General features: G+C 64.8%; 13 protein-coding genes. 2 read left to right on the top strand and 11 right to left on the bottom strand.

The window, feature by feature from the left end:
• Positions 1-31 precede the first annotated feature (31 nt).
• A complete protein-coding gene (gene mltB / locus ACJRPG_RS15230; RefSeq protein WP_408001089.1) occupies positions 32-1,123 on the top strand; it encodes a lytic murein transglycosylase B in 1,092 nt (363 codons plus the stop codon).
• 405 nt (positions 1,124-1,528) lie between these two features.
• On the top strand, positions 1,529-1,861 hold the full coding sequence (locus ACJRPG_RS15225) for a hypothetical protein (RefSeq protein WP_408000937.1): 333 nt from the start codon (positions 1,529-1,531) through the stop codon (positions 1,859-1,861).
• Positions 1,862-1,918: 57 nt separating this feature from the next.
• Here the strand turns inward: ACJRPG_RS15225 and cysM are convergent, their stop codons facing one another.
• The 11 genes from cysM to ACJRPG_RS15170 are packed head-to-tail and all read right to left on the bottom strand — an operon-like array spanning position 1,919 to position 17,790.
• Entirely contained in the window at positions 1,919-2,821 is a 903-nt protein-coding gene (cysM, locus tag ACJRPG_RS15220; RefSeq protein ID WP_408000936.1) for a cysteine synthase CysM, read from the bottom strand.
• Positions 2,822-2,867: 46 nt separating this feature from the next.
• Positions 2,868-3,416 (bottom strand): GNAT family N-acetyltransferase, encoded by a 549-nt coding sequence (locus ACJRPG_RS15215; RefSeq protein WP_408000935.1) that lies wholly within the window; start codon positions 3,414-3,416, stop codon positions 2,868-2,870.
• Between the two features lie 4 nt (positions 3,417-3,420).
• The gene (locus tag ACJRPG_RS15210) at positions 3,421-4,494 is read right to left on the bottom strand and encodes an ABC transporter ATP-binding protein (RefSeq protein ID WP_408000934.1); all 1,074 of its coding nucleotides are present in this window, start codon (positions 4,492-4,494) and stop codon (positions 3,421-3,423) included.
• Between the two features lie 2 nt (positions 4,495-4,496).
• Positions 4,497-8,255, bottom strand: coding sequence for a GH36-type glycosyl hydrolase domain-containing protein (locus ACJRPG_RS15205; protein WP_408000933.1), 3,759 nt, complete (start codon positions 8,253-8,255; stop codon positions 4,497-4,499).
• An 8-nt stretch (positions 8,256-8,263) separates the two neighbouring features.
• Positions 8,264-9,622 carry a GH1 family beta-glucosidase gene (locus tag ACJRPG_RS15200; RefSeq protein WP_408000932.1) on the bottom strand — a complete coding sequence of 453 codons (1,359 nt, stop codon included), beginning with the start codon at positions 9,620-9,622 and terminating at the stop codon, positions 8,264-8,266.
• A 1-nt stretch (position 9,623) separates the two neighbouring features.
• Positions 9,624-10,328 carry a carboxylesterase family protein gene (locus tag ACJRPG_RS15195; RefSeq protein ID WP_408000931.1) on the bottom strand — a complete coding sequence of 235 codons (705 nt, stop codon included), beginning with the start codon at positions 10,326-10,328 and terminating at the stop codon, positions 9,624-9,626.
• Positions 10,325-13,438, bottom strand: coding sequence for a discoidin domain-containing protein (locus ACJRPG_RS15190; RefSeq protein WP_408000930.1), 3,114 nt, complete (start codon positions 13,436-13,438; stop codon positions 10,325-10,327). The genes ACJRPG_RS15195 and ACJRPG_RS15190 overlap by 4 nt, the downstream gene beginning before the upstream one ends.
• Complete coding sequence (locus ACJRPG_RS15185; protein WP_408000929.1) at positions 13,435-14,259, bottom strand: carbohydrate ABC transporter permease; 825 nt, start codon at positions 14,257-14,259, stop codon at positions 13,435-13,437. The genes ACJRPG_RS15190 and ACJRPG_RS15185 overlap by 4 nt, the downstream gene beginning before the upstream one ends.
• A complete protein-coding gene (locus tag ACJRPG_RS15180; protein ID WP_408000928.1) occupies positions 14,256-15,131 on the bottom strand; it encodes a carbohydrate ABC transporter permease in 876 nt (291 codons plus the stop codon). The genes ACJRPG_RS15185 and ACJRPG_RS15180 overlap by 4 nt, the downstream gene beginning before the upstream one ends.
• Positions 15,128-16,393: a sugar ABC transporter substrate-binding protein gene (locus ACJRPG_RS15175; protein ID WP_408000927.1), complete on the bottom strand. Its 1,266-nt coding sequence runs from the start codon at positions 16,391-16,393 to the stop codon at positions 15,128-15,130. Before ACJRPG_RS15175 ends, ACJRPG_RS15180 begins: the two co-directional genes overlap by 4 nt.
• Positions 16,390-17,790, bottom strand: coding sequence for a glucoamylase family protein (locus tag ACJRPG_RS15170; RefSeq protein WP_408000926.1), 1,401 nt, complete (start codon positions 17,788-17,790; stop codon positions 16,390-16,392). Before ACJRPG_RS15170 ends, ACJRPG_RS15175 begins: the two co-directional genes overlap by 4 nt.
• Positions 17,791-17,831 lie beyond the last annotated feature (41 nt).

Genomic DNA, 17,831 nt, shown 5'->3' with positions numbered 1-17,831 from the left:
GCGATTCACGTCCAAAACCCTTTCCATCCTGATGCTGTGCGGCGCCTTTGCCGCTTCGCTGGCGCTTCCGCCCGCAGCAGAAGCCGCTCCACAGAAGAAGTCCGCCAAGAAGGCGAAGAAGCCGGTGAAGAAGAAGGCGCCCGCCATCGACACCAAGGGCGAGTTCGTCAACTTCGGCCAATGGAAGGAAGTGCAGCAGTTCATGGACGAGATGGTAAGCAAGCACGGCTTCCAGCGTTCCGAGCTGGAGGCGCTGCTGCGCCAGGTCAATTATGTGGACTCCGCCGTGCAGCTGGTGAAGCCGGCGCCGCCGGGCAAGCCGAAGAACTGGCAAGCCTACAGCAGCCGCTTCATCGAGCCCATCCGTATCAACGCCGGCGTCCGCTTCTGGAACGAGAACCAGGATGCGCTGGCGCGCGCCGAATCGCTGTATGGCGTGCCGGCCGAAATCATCGTCGGCATTATTGGCGTGGAAACCATCTACGGTGTGGATACCGGCAAGTTCCGCACCATGGATGCGCTGACCACGCTCGCCTTCGCCTACCCGCTGGCGCCCAACCGCGACGCGCGCATGGCCTTCTTCCGCAGCGAGCTGGAATCCACGCTGCTGTATGCGCGCCAGACCGGCATCGATCCCCTGAGCCTGCTGGGTTCCTATGCGGGCGCGGTCGGCATGCCGCAATTTATGCCAGGCAACATCGTGAAATATGCCGTCGATTTCGACGGCGACGGCCGCATCGACCTGCGCAATTCCGCCAGCGATGCGATCGGCAGCGTGGCCGCCTTCCTGGTGGGCCACGGCTGGCGCCGGGACGATCCCGGTCCGCTGGTCTACACGGCGCGCGTCTCCCCCAGCCGCGCCTGGGAGAAATACATCAACCAGGGCCTGGAAGCAAAATTCCGCGCGGACGACTTGATTGCCGACGGTGTCGTCACCACATCTTCATTACCACCGGAAATGTTGTATGGCCTGGTGGATTTGCAGAACGGCTCGGAGCCGACTGAATACTGGGTGGCGACGAATAATTTCTTTACCATCACGCAATACAACCGCAGCTACTTCTATGCCATGTCGGTGGTGGAGCTGGGACGGGCCGTGAAGCTGTCGCGGCGTGCTCCGTAACGCAGTCCATCAGGATGTAAGGAAGCGTAAAGCGACTTGTCCGCTTTCTGCGGAGAATATAATGTGCTTGGGAAACACTTGGCACGGAATCTATCTTCCGTAGCAACATCCGGCAGGATTTGCTTTATACTTAATCTTGCAGCGCGGGCAAGGCTCGGGCCAATACCTTACCATAAAAACTAAGGTAGAATTCTCACACAATGTTGCGGTGAGACAACGGCAATCAAAGCAATTTATTATTTTTTGTTGCTTGTGAGTACGAGATTGCGTGATGTTGTACAATTGTGTATATATTATGAAACTTGTTGCCTCCGGTTTTCGCGTTGAGCTCCGAGTGTTTCACTTTGCAGGACCCAACTTTACAGAAGGAACAGACGTATCATGACAAACCAAGTCGGAATTGATATGAACAGCGATTCGGAAGGCGATGATCTGCTGCAGTACAACCCAAATCGCCTGCTGGACACTCTGATCGAAAACCTGCGCCTGAAAAACGATGCGGCCCTGTCGCGCGCTTTGGAAGTGGCGCCGCCGGTCATCAGCAAGATCCGCCACCACCGCCTGCCGGTTGGCGCCTCGCTGCTGATCCGCATGCACGAGGTGAGCGATCTGAGCATCCGCGACCTGCGCTACTTGATGGGCGACCGCCGCAACAAGTTCCGCATCAGCGATAAGCAGTTCAAGCCTAAAGAAGGCGAAACCCCGCAAAATAACAACAATAACAGCAACAATAGCTGATTTTGTTGGCGAGGTAATGTTCCCTCCCCTGTTCCAGGGGAGAGAGAGCAGCTTGCATTACGCCGGGAATACCCCGGTTGAAAGATAGCGGTCCCCGCGGTCGCAGACGATGAAGACGATGGTTGCGTTTTCCACGGTCTGCGAGATGCGCAAAGCAATCTCACAGGCGCCTGCTGCCGAAATCCCGCAGAAGATGCCTTCCTCCGCTGCCATGCGGCGCGCCATGCGCTCCGCTGCAGCCTGACTTACATATTCCACCTGGTCCACCCGCGCCTTGTCGAAGATTTTCGGCAGATAGGCTTCCGGCCATTTGCGGATGCCGGGAATGGATGAACCTTCCTCCGGCTGCGCCCCGATGATGCGCACGTCCGGATTCTGCTCCTTCAGGTATTGCGACACGCCCATGATGGTGCCGGTGGTGCCCATGGCGCTTACAAAGTGCGTGATGCGGCCGCCGGTGTCGCGCCAGATTTCCGGCCCCGTGGTCTCGTAGTGGGCACGCGGATTGTCGCCGTTGGCGAACTGGTCGAGGATAATGCCCTTGCCGTCGCGCTGCATCTGCTCGGCCAGGTCGCGCGCGTATTCCATGCCGCCCGTCTTCGGCGTGAGGATGATCTGCGCGCCGTAGGCGGCCATGCTCTGGCGCCTTTCCTCGCTGAGGTTTTCCGGCATCAGCAGCAGCATCTTGTAGCCGCGGATGGCGGCGGCCATCGCCAGCGCGATTCCGGTGTTGCCGCTGGTTGCTTCGATCAGGGTATCGCCCGGCTTGATGTCGCCGCGCTCTTCGGCCCGGCGCAGCATGGACATCGCGGCGCGGTCCTTCACCGATCCCGCCGGGTTGTCGCCTTCCAGCTTGCCGAGGATGATGTTGTTGCGGGCCGCCGCGTCGGCACCGGGAATGCGCACCAGCTGCACCAGCGGCGTGTTGCCGATTGTGTCGGCAATAGTTTTGTATGCCATTGCGTTGAGGTTCTTTGCCAAAAGAACCATTCTAAACCCGATTCCGTCAGCCCGCTTGCCGGTGCAGGCGCAGCGACATGAAGGTATAGCCCAGGCCTTCGCCGTCGATACGGAACATGTCGCCGATTTCCCCGGTCTGCACAAAGCCGTATTTGCGGTAGAGGGCACGTGCCGGTTCGTTCACGCTCAGCACTTCGAGGTCGATCCAGTCGAATCCCGGCTGCGCGTTGGCCCATTGCGCCGCCGTTTCCAGCAGCCGCATGCCAAGCCCGCAGCGGCGGGCGGCGCGGTCCACCCCCATACCCAGCAGCATACGGTGGCGCGCGGCGGCTTCCGGCCGCGCGCGCAGGTCCACATGGCCGGCGATGCGTTGACCGTCCATGGCCAGCCAGAGGCGGCGCCAACCTGCACCATCCAGCGGCGTGACCAGGCCATGGCGGAAGCTGGCCTGCTTCTCCACCGGGAACTGCGAGCAGGCGCGCGGCATGGGCTGGAACAGCGGACCGTCCCTGCCGTTATCCTTCAGGTGTTCGTTGAGGTAGGCGAAAAAGCTGGTGAGGTCGGCGGGCAGCGCGGGGCGGATGGCAATGTGCATCCGCCTATTCTAGCGCGTCCCGCACCGCCTTCCCTTCCGCATCGAACAGGTGCCAGCGCTGCGCATCCGCCGCGACCGCGGCGCGGTCGCCCGGCTGCCAGCGGTGGTCTGCTTCGGCGCGCGCGATGCATTGGCCGCCGCCGTCCAGCTTCAGGTAGATGTAGCTGGCATCCCCCAGCAGTTCCGTGGCCTGCACGGTAGCAGGAATGCCGGCGCGATCCCGCGCCAGTTGCACATGCTCCGGGCGCAGCCCGGCCGTGGCTTCGCTGCCGGCCGGCAGCAGGGCCGCGGCGGCGATCGCAAGCCGGCTGCCATCGGGCAGCAGCAGCTGTCCGCCTTCGGTATGGCCGGACAGGAAATTCATGGCAGGCGCACCAAGGAAGCCAGCAACGAAGCGGTTCGCCGGGCGCTGGTACAGCTCCAGCGGCGGGCCCACCTGCTCGATGCGCCCGCCGCGCAGCACCACGATGCGGTCGGCCAGCGTCATCGCTTCCACCTGGTCGTGGGTCACGTAGATCATGGTGCTGCCGAGGGAGCGGTGCAGGTTCTTCAGTTCTATGCGCATCTGCACACGCAGCGCCGCGTCGAGATTGGACAATGGTTCATCGAACAGGAACACGTCCGGGCGGCGCACGATGGCGCGGCCGATGGCCACGCGCTGACGCTGGCCGCCTGAGAGTTCCTTCGGCTTGCGCTCCAGCAGCGCCTCGATGCGCAGGCTGGCGGCAGCCTGCATCACTTTCTCGCGGATCTGCTGCGCGGGCGTGCCCGCCAGCTTCAGCCCGAAAGCGAGGTTCTCATACACCGTCATGTGCGGATACAGGGCATAGCTCTGGAACACCATCGCAATACCGCGCTTCGCGGGCGGCACATTGTGCATATCGCGCCCGCCGATGGCGATGCTGCCGCCATCGGCTTCTTCCAGCCCGCTGATGGTGCGCAGCAGGGTGGACTTGCCGCAGCCCGAAGGGCCGACAAAGACCACGAATTCGCCGTCGGCGATATCGAGGTCGATGCCGTGCAGGATGGCCTGCTGGCCGAAGCGCTTCTGCACACCGCGTATTTCCAGTGCTGCCATTCTCAGGCCCCCATCAGCACATCGACGGTATGCGCGCCGCCATCCCGCCTGAGCGGAATGCGCGCGATGCCGCCGTCTACCGCCAGCGATGCACCATCCACACTGAGCGCCGCAACCTGCGCCGCCTTGCCGGAAGGGTTGCGCACCGTGATGACATAGCTGCCGCCGTCCGGCAGGCGGTAGCGGATGCTGAATTCCGGCCAGCCGTCCGGAATGCGCGGCGACAGCGCGATGGTGTCGCCGCCTTCCAGCGTGAAGCCGAGCACCGATTCGAGGCCGACACGGAACATCCAGCCGGAGGAGCCGGTGTACCAGGTCCATCCGCCACGGCCCACGTGCGGCGCTTCGCCGTAGATATCGGCGGCAATCACATAGGGCTCCACCTGGTAGACCGCCACCGACTGCGGATCGAGCGCATGGCTGACAGGGCTGATCATCTCCAGCAGCTGCGCGGCGCGGCCGCGGCGTCCTGCCTCGGCCATCGCGCGCACGGCCCAGCAAGCGGCGTGGGTGTACTGGCCGCCGTTCTCGCGCACGCCCGCCACATAACCCTTGATGTAGCCGGGATCGTGCGGCGTGTTGACGAAGGCCGGCGTCAGCAGGCGGATGATACCGTCACGGTCCGACACCAGGCGCTGTTCCATTGCATCCAGCGCCTGCTTCGCGCGCTCGGGCGGAGCAGCTTCGGACATGATGGCCCAGGCCTGCGCCAGCGCATCGATCTGGCATTCATCGCTGTCCTTGGAACCGATGACGGCGCCGTTGTCGTAGAAGGCGCGGCGGTACCATGCGCCGTCCCAGCCTTCATGGTTCAGCGCCTGCGCCAGGTGTTCCAGGTAATCGGTGTATGCCTTGATGCGCGCGTGGTCGCCACGGCGCTCGCAGATGGGCAGGAAATCGCGGATGATACGGGTCAGGAAGAAGCCCATCCACACGCTCTCGCCACGGCCCTCGCGGCCCACGCGGTTCATGCCGTCGTTCCAGTCGCCGGTGCCCATCAGCGGCAGTCCATGCGCGCCCTTGGTGAGCGAGCGGTCCAGCGCGCGGCAGCAGTGTTCGTACACGTCCGCGCTCCGGCCTGATAGCGAAGGCTTCAGGTAAACCTCGTCCTCCCCCTCTTCCAGCAGCGGCGCGGTGAGGAAGGGTTCCATCTCATCCAGCACGCTCCAGTCGCCGGTGCTGCGCACGTAGAAGGCCGTGATGTAGGGCAGCCAGCACAGGTCATCCGAGAAGCGCGTGCGCAGGCCCTGCTCCATCGGTTCCACATGCCACCAGTGCAGCACATCGCCTTCCACAAACTGGTGTGCGGCGTGCAGGCGGATCTGCTGGCGCGCGAGATCGGGCCGCGCGTAGATCATGGCGCTCGAATCCTGGAGCTGGTCGCGGAAACCGAAGGCGCCGCCGGACTGGTAATAGGCCGAGCGGCCCCAGATGCGGCAGCTCAGGTTCTGGTAGCCCAGCCAGCCATTCAGCATCAGGTCGATGGCCGGCGACGGCGTCTGCACCTGCACCGCGCCCAGCGTTTCGCGCCAGAAGGACGTGATCTCATCATAGGCTTGCTGCACTGCGCCTGCATCGCGGTAGCGGTCCGCCAGCGCAAGGGCCTCGGCGCGGTCCTGCGTTTCCCCCAGCAGCACAACGATGTCCAGCTTTGCGCCGGGCGCCAGCTCGTGCACGGTCTGGAAGGCGGCACAGGGATCGAGGCCCGCGCCGCTGCGTCCATCCAATGCAGGCTGTGACAGTGCGGCGGGATGGGCCATGCTGCCATGCAGGCCGATGAAGGCGGCGCGGTCGGCGCTGTGCGATTGCGCCAGTGCGGCGGGTGCGGCGACTGCGGCAAAGGTCACGCCGTCGGCGAAGTCTCCCGCTTGCGGGTTAGTGGCCAGCAGCGTGCCGCCTGCGAACTCGGTCTTCACGAAAGCGCCCGTCTCGGCGGGCGTGCCGCCAAGCACCAGGCGCTGGAAGGCGAACAGCGACAGCCTGCGCGGCGCGGCGCCTTCATTCTTCAGCGTCAGCTTCACGATCTTCACCGGATCGTTGCGCGGCACGAACATCACGGTTTCCTGGTGCAGGCCATGGCTGGCATGCAGGTAGCGGCTGTAGCCGAAACCATGTACTGCCTCGTAGCTGGCCGCCGCAGGCGCGGGGCCCGGCAGCGGCGACCAGTACTCGCCCGTTTCCTCGTCGCGCAGGTAGAGCGCCTCGCCGTGCGGGTCGGAGATCGGGTCGTTATACCAGGGCGTGAGGCGATGCACGCGGCTGTTGCGGCTCCAGGTATAGCCCGCGCCGCTGTCGCTGCTCAGGAAGCCGAAGCGTTCGTTGGAGATGGCATTGGTCCAGGCCAGCGGGGGACGGCGCAGGCCGCGCGCCTGCGCATCCCAGTCCAGCCGGATGACGTATTCGTCGCCGGCTTCCGAGAAGCCGCCGAAACCGTTGAAGTGGCGCAGCGGCGGACGTGGCAGGGCCGGAGCCTGCGCTTCCTGCCCACGCGCACGCGGAACGGCTGTGGCAGCGTGGGCCGCCGGCGCCAGTGCAGGCAAGGCGCCGCGCACGACGAGCGCCGCCGTGCGCTCGATCTGTGCCATGTCCTGCGGCGCGAAGTCCGCACGCTTGCGCAGCTGCACGCGTTCCTCCTGCTGTATCGCCGCGTCCTGCTGGTCCAGCACCAGCAGCGAAAGCGGCATGCCTTTGGCTTCCCAGTAGCGCCGCATGGCCGCCAGCGTCGCGACCACCGCGCCGCCGGCCTCGGCCACCGCAAGCGGGCCGGCGGGAAGGCCGAGGGAAGAAAGCTTGGCGCCCGCCGAGGCGCCGTCAGTATGCGCCGCGGCACGCACTGCAGGCTCGCCATACAGCACCGCCCCAGCCAGCCGGTGCGCATAGTTGGCATCCGCCTCCGGCAAGGCCGTGCGCTGCAGCAGGGCCGATTCCGCGGCCTCCGCCTGTGCCAGTACCGCGCCGACGTCCAGCCCCGGCAGAGCGGAGGCCAGCGCGAGCGCTTCATCGCGGCTGTCCGCAGCACCCAGCATGAACAGCAGGCGCACCTGCTGCCCGGGCGCAATCTGCACCGTGCGGCGCAGGCTCATGGCCGGATCGAGCACGTTGCCGTGCGTGCCGGACAGAGGCTGGTGCAAGGCCACCGGTTCGGCCAGCGTGTGGCCGCGGCCCACAAAGCGGGTACGGTCGGTTTCGAACTGCGGCTGGCTGCCGCCCAGCGCGGCGTGCACCATCCATACGCTGCTCTCGTTGGCGCCGCGCGGGCGGCGGCGCGCCAGCAGCGCGCCATCCGCACATTCGGTCTGCACAAAGAGCTTCGAAAATGCCGGATGCGATGCCTCGTCGGCCTGCCGGTTCAACACCACTTCCAGGTAGCTTGTGAGCTCGATGGTGCGGACGCGGTCCGAACGGTTGCCCAGCACGATGCTGCGCAGCTCCATATCCTGCTGCGGATGCACCAGCACTTCCATATGGGCCATGATGCCGTGCGCAACAGCCTCCATCCAGAGGCTGGCCACGCCCGCGCCGGACGCGCGCTGAACTGCGGCGCCCTGCCCCGTGCAGGGCTGGGCGCCGAGCGACCAGGCCTCATCCGTTTCGGTGTCGCGCAGATAGAAGAAGTATCCTTCCGCGTCTTCGCTGCGGTCGCCGTTCCAGCGCGACAGCGAAAGCTGTCCCATGCGTGTGAAGCCGGTGCCCGATTCTGTCACCAGCGTCGTCAGCTTGCCGTTCGAGAGCAGGCGCACATTATTCTTCAAGGTGTTCATCGCAGTCCTTATTGTGGATCGTTCAGGCACGCGCCATTGCTGGCCACGATCTGCGCATACAGCAGCGCGCTGTCCTTCGGCGTGCGCTCCTGCGTTTCAAAATTGACGTGGACGATGCCGAAGCGCTTGGCATAGCCGAGCGACCATTCGAGGTTATCCAGCAGCGACCATGCCATATAGCCGCGCACATCGACGCCCTGCCGCATTGCCTCGCTCAGCGCGCCCATATTCTTGCGCAGGCAGTCCACCCGCAGCGGGTCGTGCACGCGGCCGTTCTCCGCCGAAGGAGGATCGTAGAAAGCGGAACCGTTCTCCATGATGTAGACCGGTGTGTCGCCATACAGCTTCTTGAAGTTCACCAGCGTATCCGTCAGCCCCTGCGGGAAGACTTCCCAGCCGGTTTCGGTGTGCGTGGCCTGCGCCTGGCGCACCGGCACCACTTTCAGCGGCCAGTTGGTCTCTTCGTGGCGCGAGACGCTGCGGGTGTAGTAGTTGATGCCGATGAAGTCGACTTTCTGGCCAATCAGGTCGAAGTCTTCCTGCGGCCAGTCCGGCCATGCATCGTCGAAGATCTCCTTCATCTCCGCAGGATAGCGGCCGTGGAACACCGGGTCGAGGTACTGGCGGTTCATGTAGGCGTCCGCGCGGCGGGTGGCATCCAGATCCTGCTGGCTGTTCGAAGCGGGGTACTTGGGTTCGATGTTCACCACCAGGCCGATCTGGTGCTTGCCCTCTTCGCGGTAGACCTGCACCGCGCGGCCGTGGGCACGCAGCAGGTTGTGGCTGGCGATCGGGGCTTCATACAGGTTGCGGTGGCCGGGTGCGAGCGGGCCATGCAGGTAGCCGCCATCCGTTACCACCCACGGTTCGTTCAGTGTGGCCCAGGACTTCACACGGCCATCGAATTTGCGGAACATGATGCGCGCATAGTCGGCGAACCATTCCGCAATATCGGGATTGAGCCAGCCGCCACGGTCATCGAGCGCAGCGGGCAAGTCCCAGTGGTAGAGGGTGAGCAGGGGTTCGATGCCGTTCGCCAGCAGCTCGTCCACCAGGCGGTCGTAGAAATCCAGGCCCTTCTGGTTGATGGCGCCCCTGCCCTGCGGCAGGATGCGGCTCCACGAGGTGCTGAAACGGTAGGCCTGCATGCCGAGCTGCTTCATCAGCGCCACATCCTCCTTGTAGCGGCGGTAGTGGTCGCAGGCGATATCGCCGGTATCGCCGTTGGCGATCTTGCCCGGCGTGGCGGAGAAGCGCGTCCAGATGCTGTGGCCGGCGCCATCGGCCAGCGGCGAACCCTCGATCTGGTAAGCCGAGGTGGCGGTGCCCCACAGGAAGTTGGCGGGGAATTGGATTGGGTGGGTCATATTATGGTGCCTCGATGCGGTATTTCAGGAGCCATGCATACAGCTCCGGGTTGTCATAGCTTGCGGTCCAGGAGTCGTGGCCGACGCCGGGATAAACGGTAAACCTGGGCTTGCCGCCACAGGCGCGGATGGCGTCCACCATGGCCTGGTTGCCCGCGATGGGCACAACGTTGTCGGCATCGCCATGGAAGGACCAGACGGGTACCTCGCGCAAGGCGCAGGCCTGCTCCTGCTTGCCGCCTCCCGCTACCGGTGCGATGGCGGCAAAGCGGTGCGGATACTGCGCGGCGATATTCCAGGTGGCGCGGCCGCCCCGGCTCAGGCCAGTGAGATAGATGCGGCCTGGATCCACCGGCAGCCTTGCCTGTGCCGCGCCGATCAGCGCCATGATGCGTGCGGCTTCCCAGTCCTGGTCCTTGCCCAGCAGCGGTGAGATGACGATGAAGGGCAGCTGCCTGCCCTGCGCCGCCAGCTTGGGCGGTCCATGCACCTTGACCTTCTCCACGTCGTCGCCACGTTCGCCGGAACCGTGCAGGAAGACCAGCAGAGGCAGGCGTTCGCCCGCCTTCAGCGGCGGCAGGTAGAGCTGGAACTGGGTGCCTTCAAAGGTTTCGGCGTGCTGGCCCGGTGCGGTGCTCCATGCGGGTTCGGCGTATGCGGGGGCGTGCAGCATGCAGGCGAGTGCACAGGCGGCGCTCCATTTCATCGCTGGTCTCCCATATCAGTTTCAAGAATGGCCGGCAGGCTGCGGACGGTGAACTGGCGCTTGCTCCATCTTACGGGCTTGCCATTCAGGCGCGCGGCGCCAGGCTCGCCAGGCCACGGCCAGCGCAGCACGATGCCGCCCGGCGGAATGGCGGTACCGGGCTCCACCAGCAGGCGCAGCTTGCCCCGGCTGTGGCGCAGGCTGTAGCTGAGCGGTCCATACGGCGTGCGCAGCTTGCGGATGGCGATGCCCTCCCCGTCCAGCCAGTGCAGCGGAATGCCTTCGGCCAGCAGCAGCGCGTGTTCGGGTTCGCGTTCATAGGCAAAGGAGTCCAGCGCCGCGCGCAGGAAGTCGGAAGAGATCCAGCCATGCGGCATATCGCCGAGGAAGCGCGGCTGCCGCATATCGCGGCCCACAACTTCAGCCCACTGGTTCCAGCCGCGCGGACGCTGGTCGGCGTAGAAGTAATCCAGCAATTCCTCCGCACGCTCACGCCAGCCCAGGCGCACAAAGGCGCTCACATTGCGCAGTTCATAGGGCGTGTAGTCCTCCCATGCCTTGCTGCCGTCGCGCCGGGCCGTGAAAAACTCCCAGTACTTGTCGTAGGTGCCGAGCAGGAGGCCGCGCGGCAGCTGCTGCTGTTCGCCCCCTGGCGTGAGGCCGATGGTGGTGGATGTGGGATCGAAATCGCCCAGCTCCGCCGCCCCCGGCAGATAGCCGATGCCGTGCTGGCGCGTGGCATGCGCGAAGGAGTCGTAGAGATCCTTTCGGAACTCGTCGCGCTGGCGGGCCAGGCGCGCAGCATCGCCGTGGCGGCCGAGGGCCTTCGCAATGAAGACCGCATCCTTGTAGCCGCGCAGGGCCCAGAAATCATCCCAGTAGGAATGCATCGGCTTTTCCGAATAACCCTCGTGGCTGATGGACGCGGGCATCAGGCCGTACAGGGCGCGGCGCTCCGGTGTGCGGTTCTGTGCCGTGCGCCCGGACTGGCGCAGCTGCTCCATGTAGGCGGCGGCCGCCTGCACGTGCGGCCATGCCGCTTCCAGCGCAGCACGGTCGCGCGTGTAGCGGAACTGTTCCGCCGCCAGGAAGATCAACTGGCCATGGCTGTCGTTCTCGGGCACAGGATCGGCGCCGCGCCGGTCCACGCAGCATGGCACTTTACCATTCGAGAACTGGAACGGCGCATACCAGCGCAGGTATTCAGCGGCGATCTCCGGCTGGCCGAGGCGCAGCAGCGCTTCGGACATCATGGCGCCGTCGCGGATCCACGAGCGCAAGTAGGAACGGGTGCCGGGCTGCAGCGCGGCCGCGTCACGGCTCATCAGCATATGGGCCAGCGAGGAGCGCATCGTATCCGCCATCAGGCGGCCCTGCGCCGGAACCTGCACTTCGACCTGATTCAGGCGCTCGCGCCACTGCGCTGCAACGCGCTCCTGGTGCGCGGCCATGTCGGCGGCGGCCGGCAGCGGCGGCGTGCCGCTCAGCGGTGCTGCCAGCGCGATCACGGCGCTGCCTTGCGGCGGCAACTGCACGCGGTAGCGCAGCGCGGCGGACGCGAAACCGGTGCTGTCCACGACCTGGTCTGCGGTTGCGGCGCCTGCATGTGGCAGCAGGCCGGCATCGAAAGCGGAGAGCTGTATGCGGTCCGGCGCCTGCACGGCGTAGACCCTGCGCTGGCCGTTCACCGACAGCGCCTTGCCATCCCATGCCAGTTCGCGGATGGCGCTGAAGCCGCCCGGCGTGTTGAGGAACTGGCGCGGCGCGTTGACCTGGAAGGGCCGCACAGCCAGCACCAGTTCCAGCGATTTCGGCTGGTCCGTCAGGTTGCGCAGCGTGTAGCGCGTGAGCAGCTGCGACTGTTCGCGGCTGCCTTCAGCGAAGCCGGTGGCGGTCAGCGTCCAGCCATCCGCGCGCCACAGCACCGATGGCAGCGGCAGGTAGCCTTCCTGCAGCGATTGCGATACCTGCACATCGGCCCAGCCCAGCAGCTTTTCGCCATCCAGCACGAAGGGCTCGATGCTGAAGCCGCCGCGCATGGTCTCCACCGCACCATCTTCCGACATCAGCGCGCTGTGTGCAGCGCCGCCGTCCACACCCACCAGCGTCCAGTAAGGCTGCTGGCCCGAGAAGCCGCGCGGGAACTGGCCGCGCGGCTTTTCCGCCGCCAGTGCCTCGACAAAGCTGTTGGGCGTTGCGCCGAAGGCGAGATCCTTCAGTTCCAGTTCCGCCAGCGCATAGCTTCCCGGCCCATCCAGCAAGGCCAGGCGGATATAGCGCGCCTCGGACTCGGTCAGCAGCAAGGCGTCGTCGCCGCCATTGCCCTGCTCCACCGTACGCACGGTGCGCCACCGGGTACCGTCATCCGACAGCGCCACTTCATAGCGGCTGGCGTGGTGGCCGGCCATCCAGTGCAGCACCAGCCCGCCGAATTCGCGCTGTGCGCCAAGGTCCACGGTGAAGGACTGCTGCCCGCGCGGCGCTTCCCACGCGGTCTCGCGCCTGCCGTCCAGCGCCAGCGATGGCGCATTGCCGCTGCTGGCCGCAGCCACCGGCTGCGGCCACCGCGCCGGCACGGGGGGCAGCGCGCGGATCGCCAGGTCGTCGATCAGCACCGAACCTTTGCCGCCGCCCTGGCCTGCGCTGACGACGAACTCGATGCGGTCGGCATGGCGCAAGGTCTTGTCTTTCACCGGTCCCCAGGCAAAGGCCACCTGGCGTTTCTTGAAGCGCACCGTGGTCCATTCGGATGGGAATTTGTAGTCCTGCTGCTGGTACCACCACACGTTATCGCCGCTGGCGTCCGTCAGCTTGAACTCGAAATGGTTCGGCAGCGCATCGGCACGTATGCGGAAAGAGATTTCGTAGTTCTCCGGCAGGTCGAGCGGCAGGCTGCGGCGCACGAAGGCATAACCGCCTTTGCCGTGGAAGTCGAAATCCAGCTGCAATGCCTGTCCGGTCGCACCCGGTGCATTGCGGGCGGCCGCACTCACCCCGTCCGAAGCCTGCGCCTGCCAGGCCGACAGCGACTCGAAGTCGTCCAGCATGCGCTGCTGCGCGTGTGCCGTGGCAGCTGCCCCCAGCAGCAGCAATCCGATGAAGCGCCTCATCCCTTCACACTCCCCACCAGCAGGCCCTGGATGTAGTAACGCTGCAGTACCAGGAAAATTAGCAGCACCGGCACGATGGTGAGCACCGAGCCTGCCATCATCAGTTCGTTATCCTGCACGTGCTCGCGCGACAGCGACGCCAGGGCGACGGGCAGCGTGTAGTAGTCCTTGTCGGTCAACACGATCAGCGGCCACATGAAGTCGTTCCAGGTGCCGAGGAAGGTAAAGATCGCGAGCGTCACCAGGATCGGCGTCAGCAAGGGCAGCACGATGGAGCGGAAGATGCGCCACTCGCTGGCGCCGTCGATACGGGCCGCTTCCAGCAGCGCATCCGGCACCGACAGCGCATACTGTCGCACCAGGAAGATGCCGAATACGCTAGCCAGCGCCGGCACCAGCACGCCCGCATAGCTGTTCACAAGCCCCATCTGCTTCAGCAGCAGGAACAGCGGCAGCATCGCTACCTGGCTAGGGATGACCAGTGCGCCCAGCAATGTGCGGAACAGCTGGTCGCGGCCACGGAAACGCAGCTTGGCAAAGGCATAGCCCGCGCTGACATTGAACATCAGCGACAGCAAGGTGGCCGCGCTGGACAGCAAAAGGCTGTTGAACAGATAGCGCCCGATGCCTTCTTTTCCGAACAGTTCGCGGTAGTTCGCGATGGTGGCCGACTGCGGCAGGAAAGGCGGCGGGAAGGCGCTTGCTTCGCCGGGATACATCAGCGATACGGCCACCATCCACACCAGCGGGAACAGCGCCAGCAGTCCCGCTACCAGCATGATCCCGTTCAGCAGCAGCACCCTGCTCAAGGATGGCTTCATGCTTCGGCTCCTTTCGCAAAGCGCAGCTGCAGCAGGGTAATGGCGAACATGATCGCGAACAGCACGAAGGCAACGGCCGACGCCACGCCGAGGTTCCACCACTTGAATCCCTGCTCATACATGAAGTACAGCACGCTGACCGTGCTTTGCACCGGCCCGCCCTGCGTCATCACATAGGGTTCGGCGAACAGCTGGAAGTAGCCGGACATGCTGAGGATACTGACCATCAGCACCGTTGGCCCCAGCATGGGCCAGGTCACGTAGCGGAACTGTGCCCAGCTGCCGGCGCCGTCGATTGCCGCGGCTTCATACAAGTCCTGCGGAATGCTCTGCAGCCCCGCCAGCAGGATGATCATGTTGTAGCCGAAGTTCTTCCACACCGCGAACAGGATAATGGCGGGCATGGCCCAGTGCGGGTCGTTCAGCCAGTCGATGGGATCGATGCCGAAGAAACCGAGGCCGTAATTCAGCATGCCGTAACGCGTGTGCAGCAGGTAGCGCCAGATCACGGCCACTGCCACCAGCGAAGTCACGACTGGCGCGAAGTAAGCGGTACGGAACAGCCCTTTCAGGCGCGTGACGCGGGAATTCAGCAGCAGCGCGGCACCCAGCGAGGCCGCAATCGACAGCGGCACGCCCACCACCACGAAATAGAAGGTATTGCCGAGCGAACGCCAGAACAGCGGCGTTTGCAGCAATTCGATGTAGTTGCGCAGGCCGACAAAGCGCAGATTACCGATATCGGCCAGTGCATAGATATCGAAATCGGTCAGGCTCATGATGAGCGCAGCCCCCACCGGCAGGAAGAAGAATACCCCGATGGCCAGCAGGGCCGGCGCGACGAAGAACCAGGCGGCGCGTTCGCGGTTCATTGGCGCTGCTCCCGGTCCAGCATCCAGCGCCGCTTTTCGAGGATGCGGTCCACTTCCGCATCCAGTTCCACGACCGCATCGTCCACGCCGATGGCGCCGTGCGCAACGCGTTCGCCCATCACGCGCATGGCCGCCACAATGTTTTCCCATTCCGGCACCTTGGGCACCGGCTTCACATATTCCAGCTGCTCGCGGAAGGCGCGGGCGTAGGGATCCTTCGCCAGGCGCGGCACATCCCAGTTGCTGCGGCGCGGCGGCATATCGCCGGTGAGCTCATTGAATTTGTCTGCAACGTCCGTGCGTGACAGGTATTCCACCAGCTGCCACGCCGCTTCCGGATGGCGCGAGCTGCTGGCGATGGCCAGGCTGGAGCCGCCCGCAATCGCCGACGAGTAGCCGTTCGGCCCCGGCAGCCGCGCCGTCATCCAGCTGTCCTGCGCCGCTGCCGGAACGCGGCGGCGGAACTCGCCGATATTCCACGGCCCGGAGAAGTAGAAGGAGATAAAGTTCATGCTGAATTCGTGATACACGTTCGACACCCGCTCCATCGGCGCCAGCTTCCTGTCGAACATTTCCGCATACAGCGTCAGCGCGCGGCGGAAGGAGGCGCTGCGGAAGTTGCCGTAGCGGCCACCATCGCGCAGCAGGGGCTCGTCCTGCTGCAGCGCGAGGCCCAGCAGCGTCTCGTATTCCTCGTTCGGCAGCAGCACGGCGTAATTCTGCGGCCCCACCTTGCGCTTCACGGCCTCCATCACCTTCATCCATTCGCTCCAGGTCGTGGGCGGCTGGCGGTAGCCGAGCTGCGCCAGCAGCTTGCGGTTGTAGAACATCGCGCGGGTGTCCACATACCATGGCAGGCCATACAGCTTGCCGTCGATGACGTTGGTATCCCAGATGCCGTCGAAGTAGTCGCTGCGCTGGATATGCGGGGACTGCGCCACGTAGCCATCCAGCTGGATGAGCGCTTTCAGTGCATGGAACTCCGGCACCCAGGTATTCCCGAGCTGGAAAACGTCCGGCATCGCTTCGCCGGCAAATGCCGTCAGCAGCTTCTGGTGCGCTGCGGTCCACGGCAGCTGCTGCACCTCGACCCGGATGCCGGGATGCGTGCGCTCGAACTCCGGCACCAGCTGCGTTACCACCTCCCCTTCGCGTCCCATGGCCCAGAACTTGACCACGACGCGGCCGTCATCCGGCCGCGTGCAGGATGCCAGCAGGCCGCACAGCGCCAGCAGCGGAAGGACGAGGCGCAAACGCATCATTGGCGGTCCAGCCAGCCGCCGGTAAAGCCCGCACGAACCAGGCCGGTGCGGACCGCGGGATTCTTGCGCATCAGGCGCCACACGAAGTCATTGCGGTGATTCTCCGTCATCGCCAGGATAGGCCCCTGGTCGATGCCCAGATAATCGCCCGCCACCCAGCCCTTGCCGGGCACCACCTGGCCATGCTGCACCTTCACCTTGTACTGGAAGCTTGGGTTGAACGCATCGAGGAAGCCGTATTTACCGTAGATGAAGTCGCCGTAGCGCTGCTTCATGGCCTGCACGGCCGGCACCACCACTTCCGGCGCGAACGGCAGCGACGATGCGGCGGCGGTCGGCACGATGGTGCAGTCGTCGTAATGCTGCAGTCCACCCATGCCGCGTGCGGCATAGGTATGGAACGGAATCTTCTGTCCCTTGAACTCCAGCACCTTGTCGATCGGGCCATCGCTGGCCGTAATGCCCCAGACATCGGCGCCATAGCCCTCGCATTTCAGCGGATTCTCAATGGCATAGTCGCGCTGGGCCAGCGTGGCGCGGCGGCTGTTCTCGAAATAATCCATGCCGCGCTTGCGCATGTATTCGTCGCGGATGCCGCGGAAATCGATCCACACATGGCTGTACTGATGAATGAACAGTGCAGGGAATGTCAGGTGCTCACGGTTGTAAGGCTTGGCCCAGCTGCGTTCGTAAGTGCTGGTCCATGCCTTCCACGCGGAAGGATCGAGCGAGTGCGTCGGCGAGCCGAGCGCCAGCACATACAGCAGCATGGCTTCGTTATAGCCCTTCCAGTCGTAGTGGTTGAAGCCCTCTTCCGGCTTCCAGCCCAGCGTGACGGCTGGCGCATTGGCCGCCGCCCACTTCCAGTCCACGCGGGCGTAGATTTCGGCGGCGAGGCGGCGGATCTCCGTTTCCTGCGCGTCCTGGCCATCGAAATAGGACTGGCAGAACAGCGCGCCGGCCAGGAACAGCGCCGTATCGATGGTAGACAGCTCAACATCCTTGTAACGGGCGCCGGTCTTCATATCGAGGAAGTGATAGAAGAAGCCCTTGTAGCCCGTCATCCCCGCAGGCGCATCGCCCTGCGGCGCATCGCGGAAAAAGCGCAGCGTGGTCAGCACGCGGTCGCGCGCCTGCTGGCGCGTGATATAGCCGCGCTCCACGCCGATCGGGTAAGCCGTCAGGCCGAAACCGACCGAAGCCACACTGGAAAATGACGGCGTCGGCCAGCGGTCCGGCAGCAGGCCGTTGGCGGGGTTGGCCGTCTCCCAGAAGAAGCGGAAGGTGCGCTCCTGCAGGTCGTCGAACATGGGCGGCAGCGTATTGTCGCGCGCACTGGCGGGACCGCCGCAGAGGCTGGCGAGCAGCAGGAACAGGGCAAGGATGTGACGTAGCATGGCTGAATTCTCGGGTAAGTCAGGCAACAGGATCCCCGCCG

The organism is Pseudoduganella rhizocola, from assembly GCF_045984285.3.
GTDB lineage: Bacteria > Pseudomonadota > Gammaproteobacteria > Burkholderiales > Burkholderiaceae_D > Rugamonas.
The sequence above is the reverse complement of the archived record's forward strand: the minus strand, read 5'-3'. Positions and strand labels throughout refer to the sequence as shown.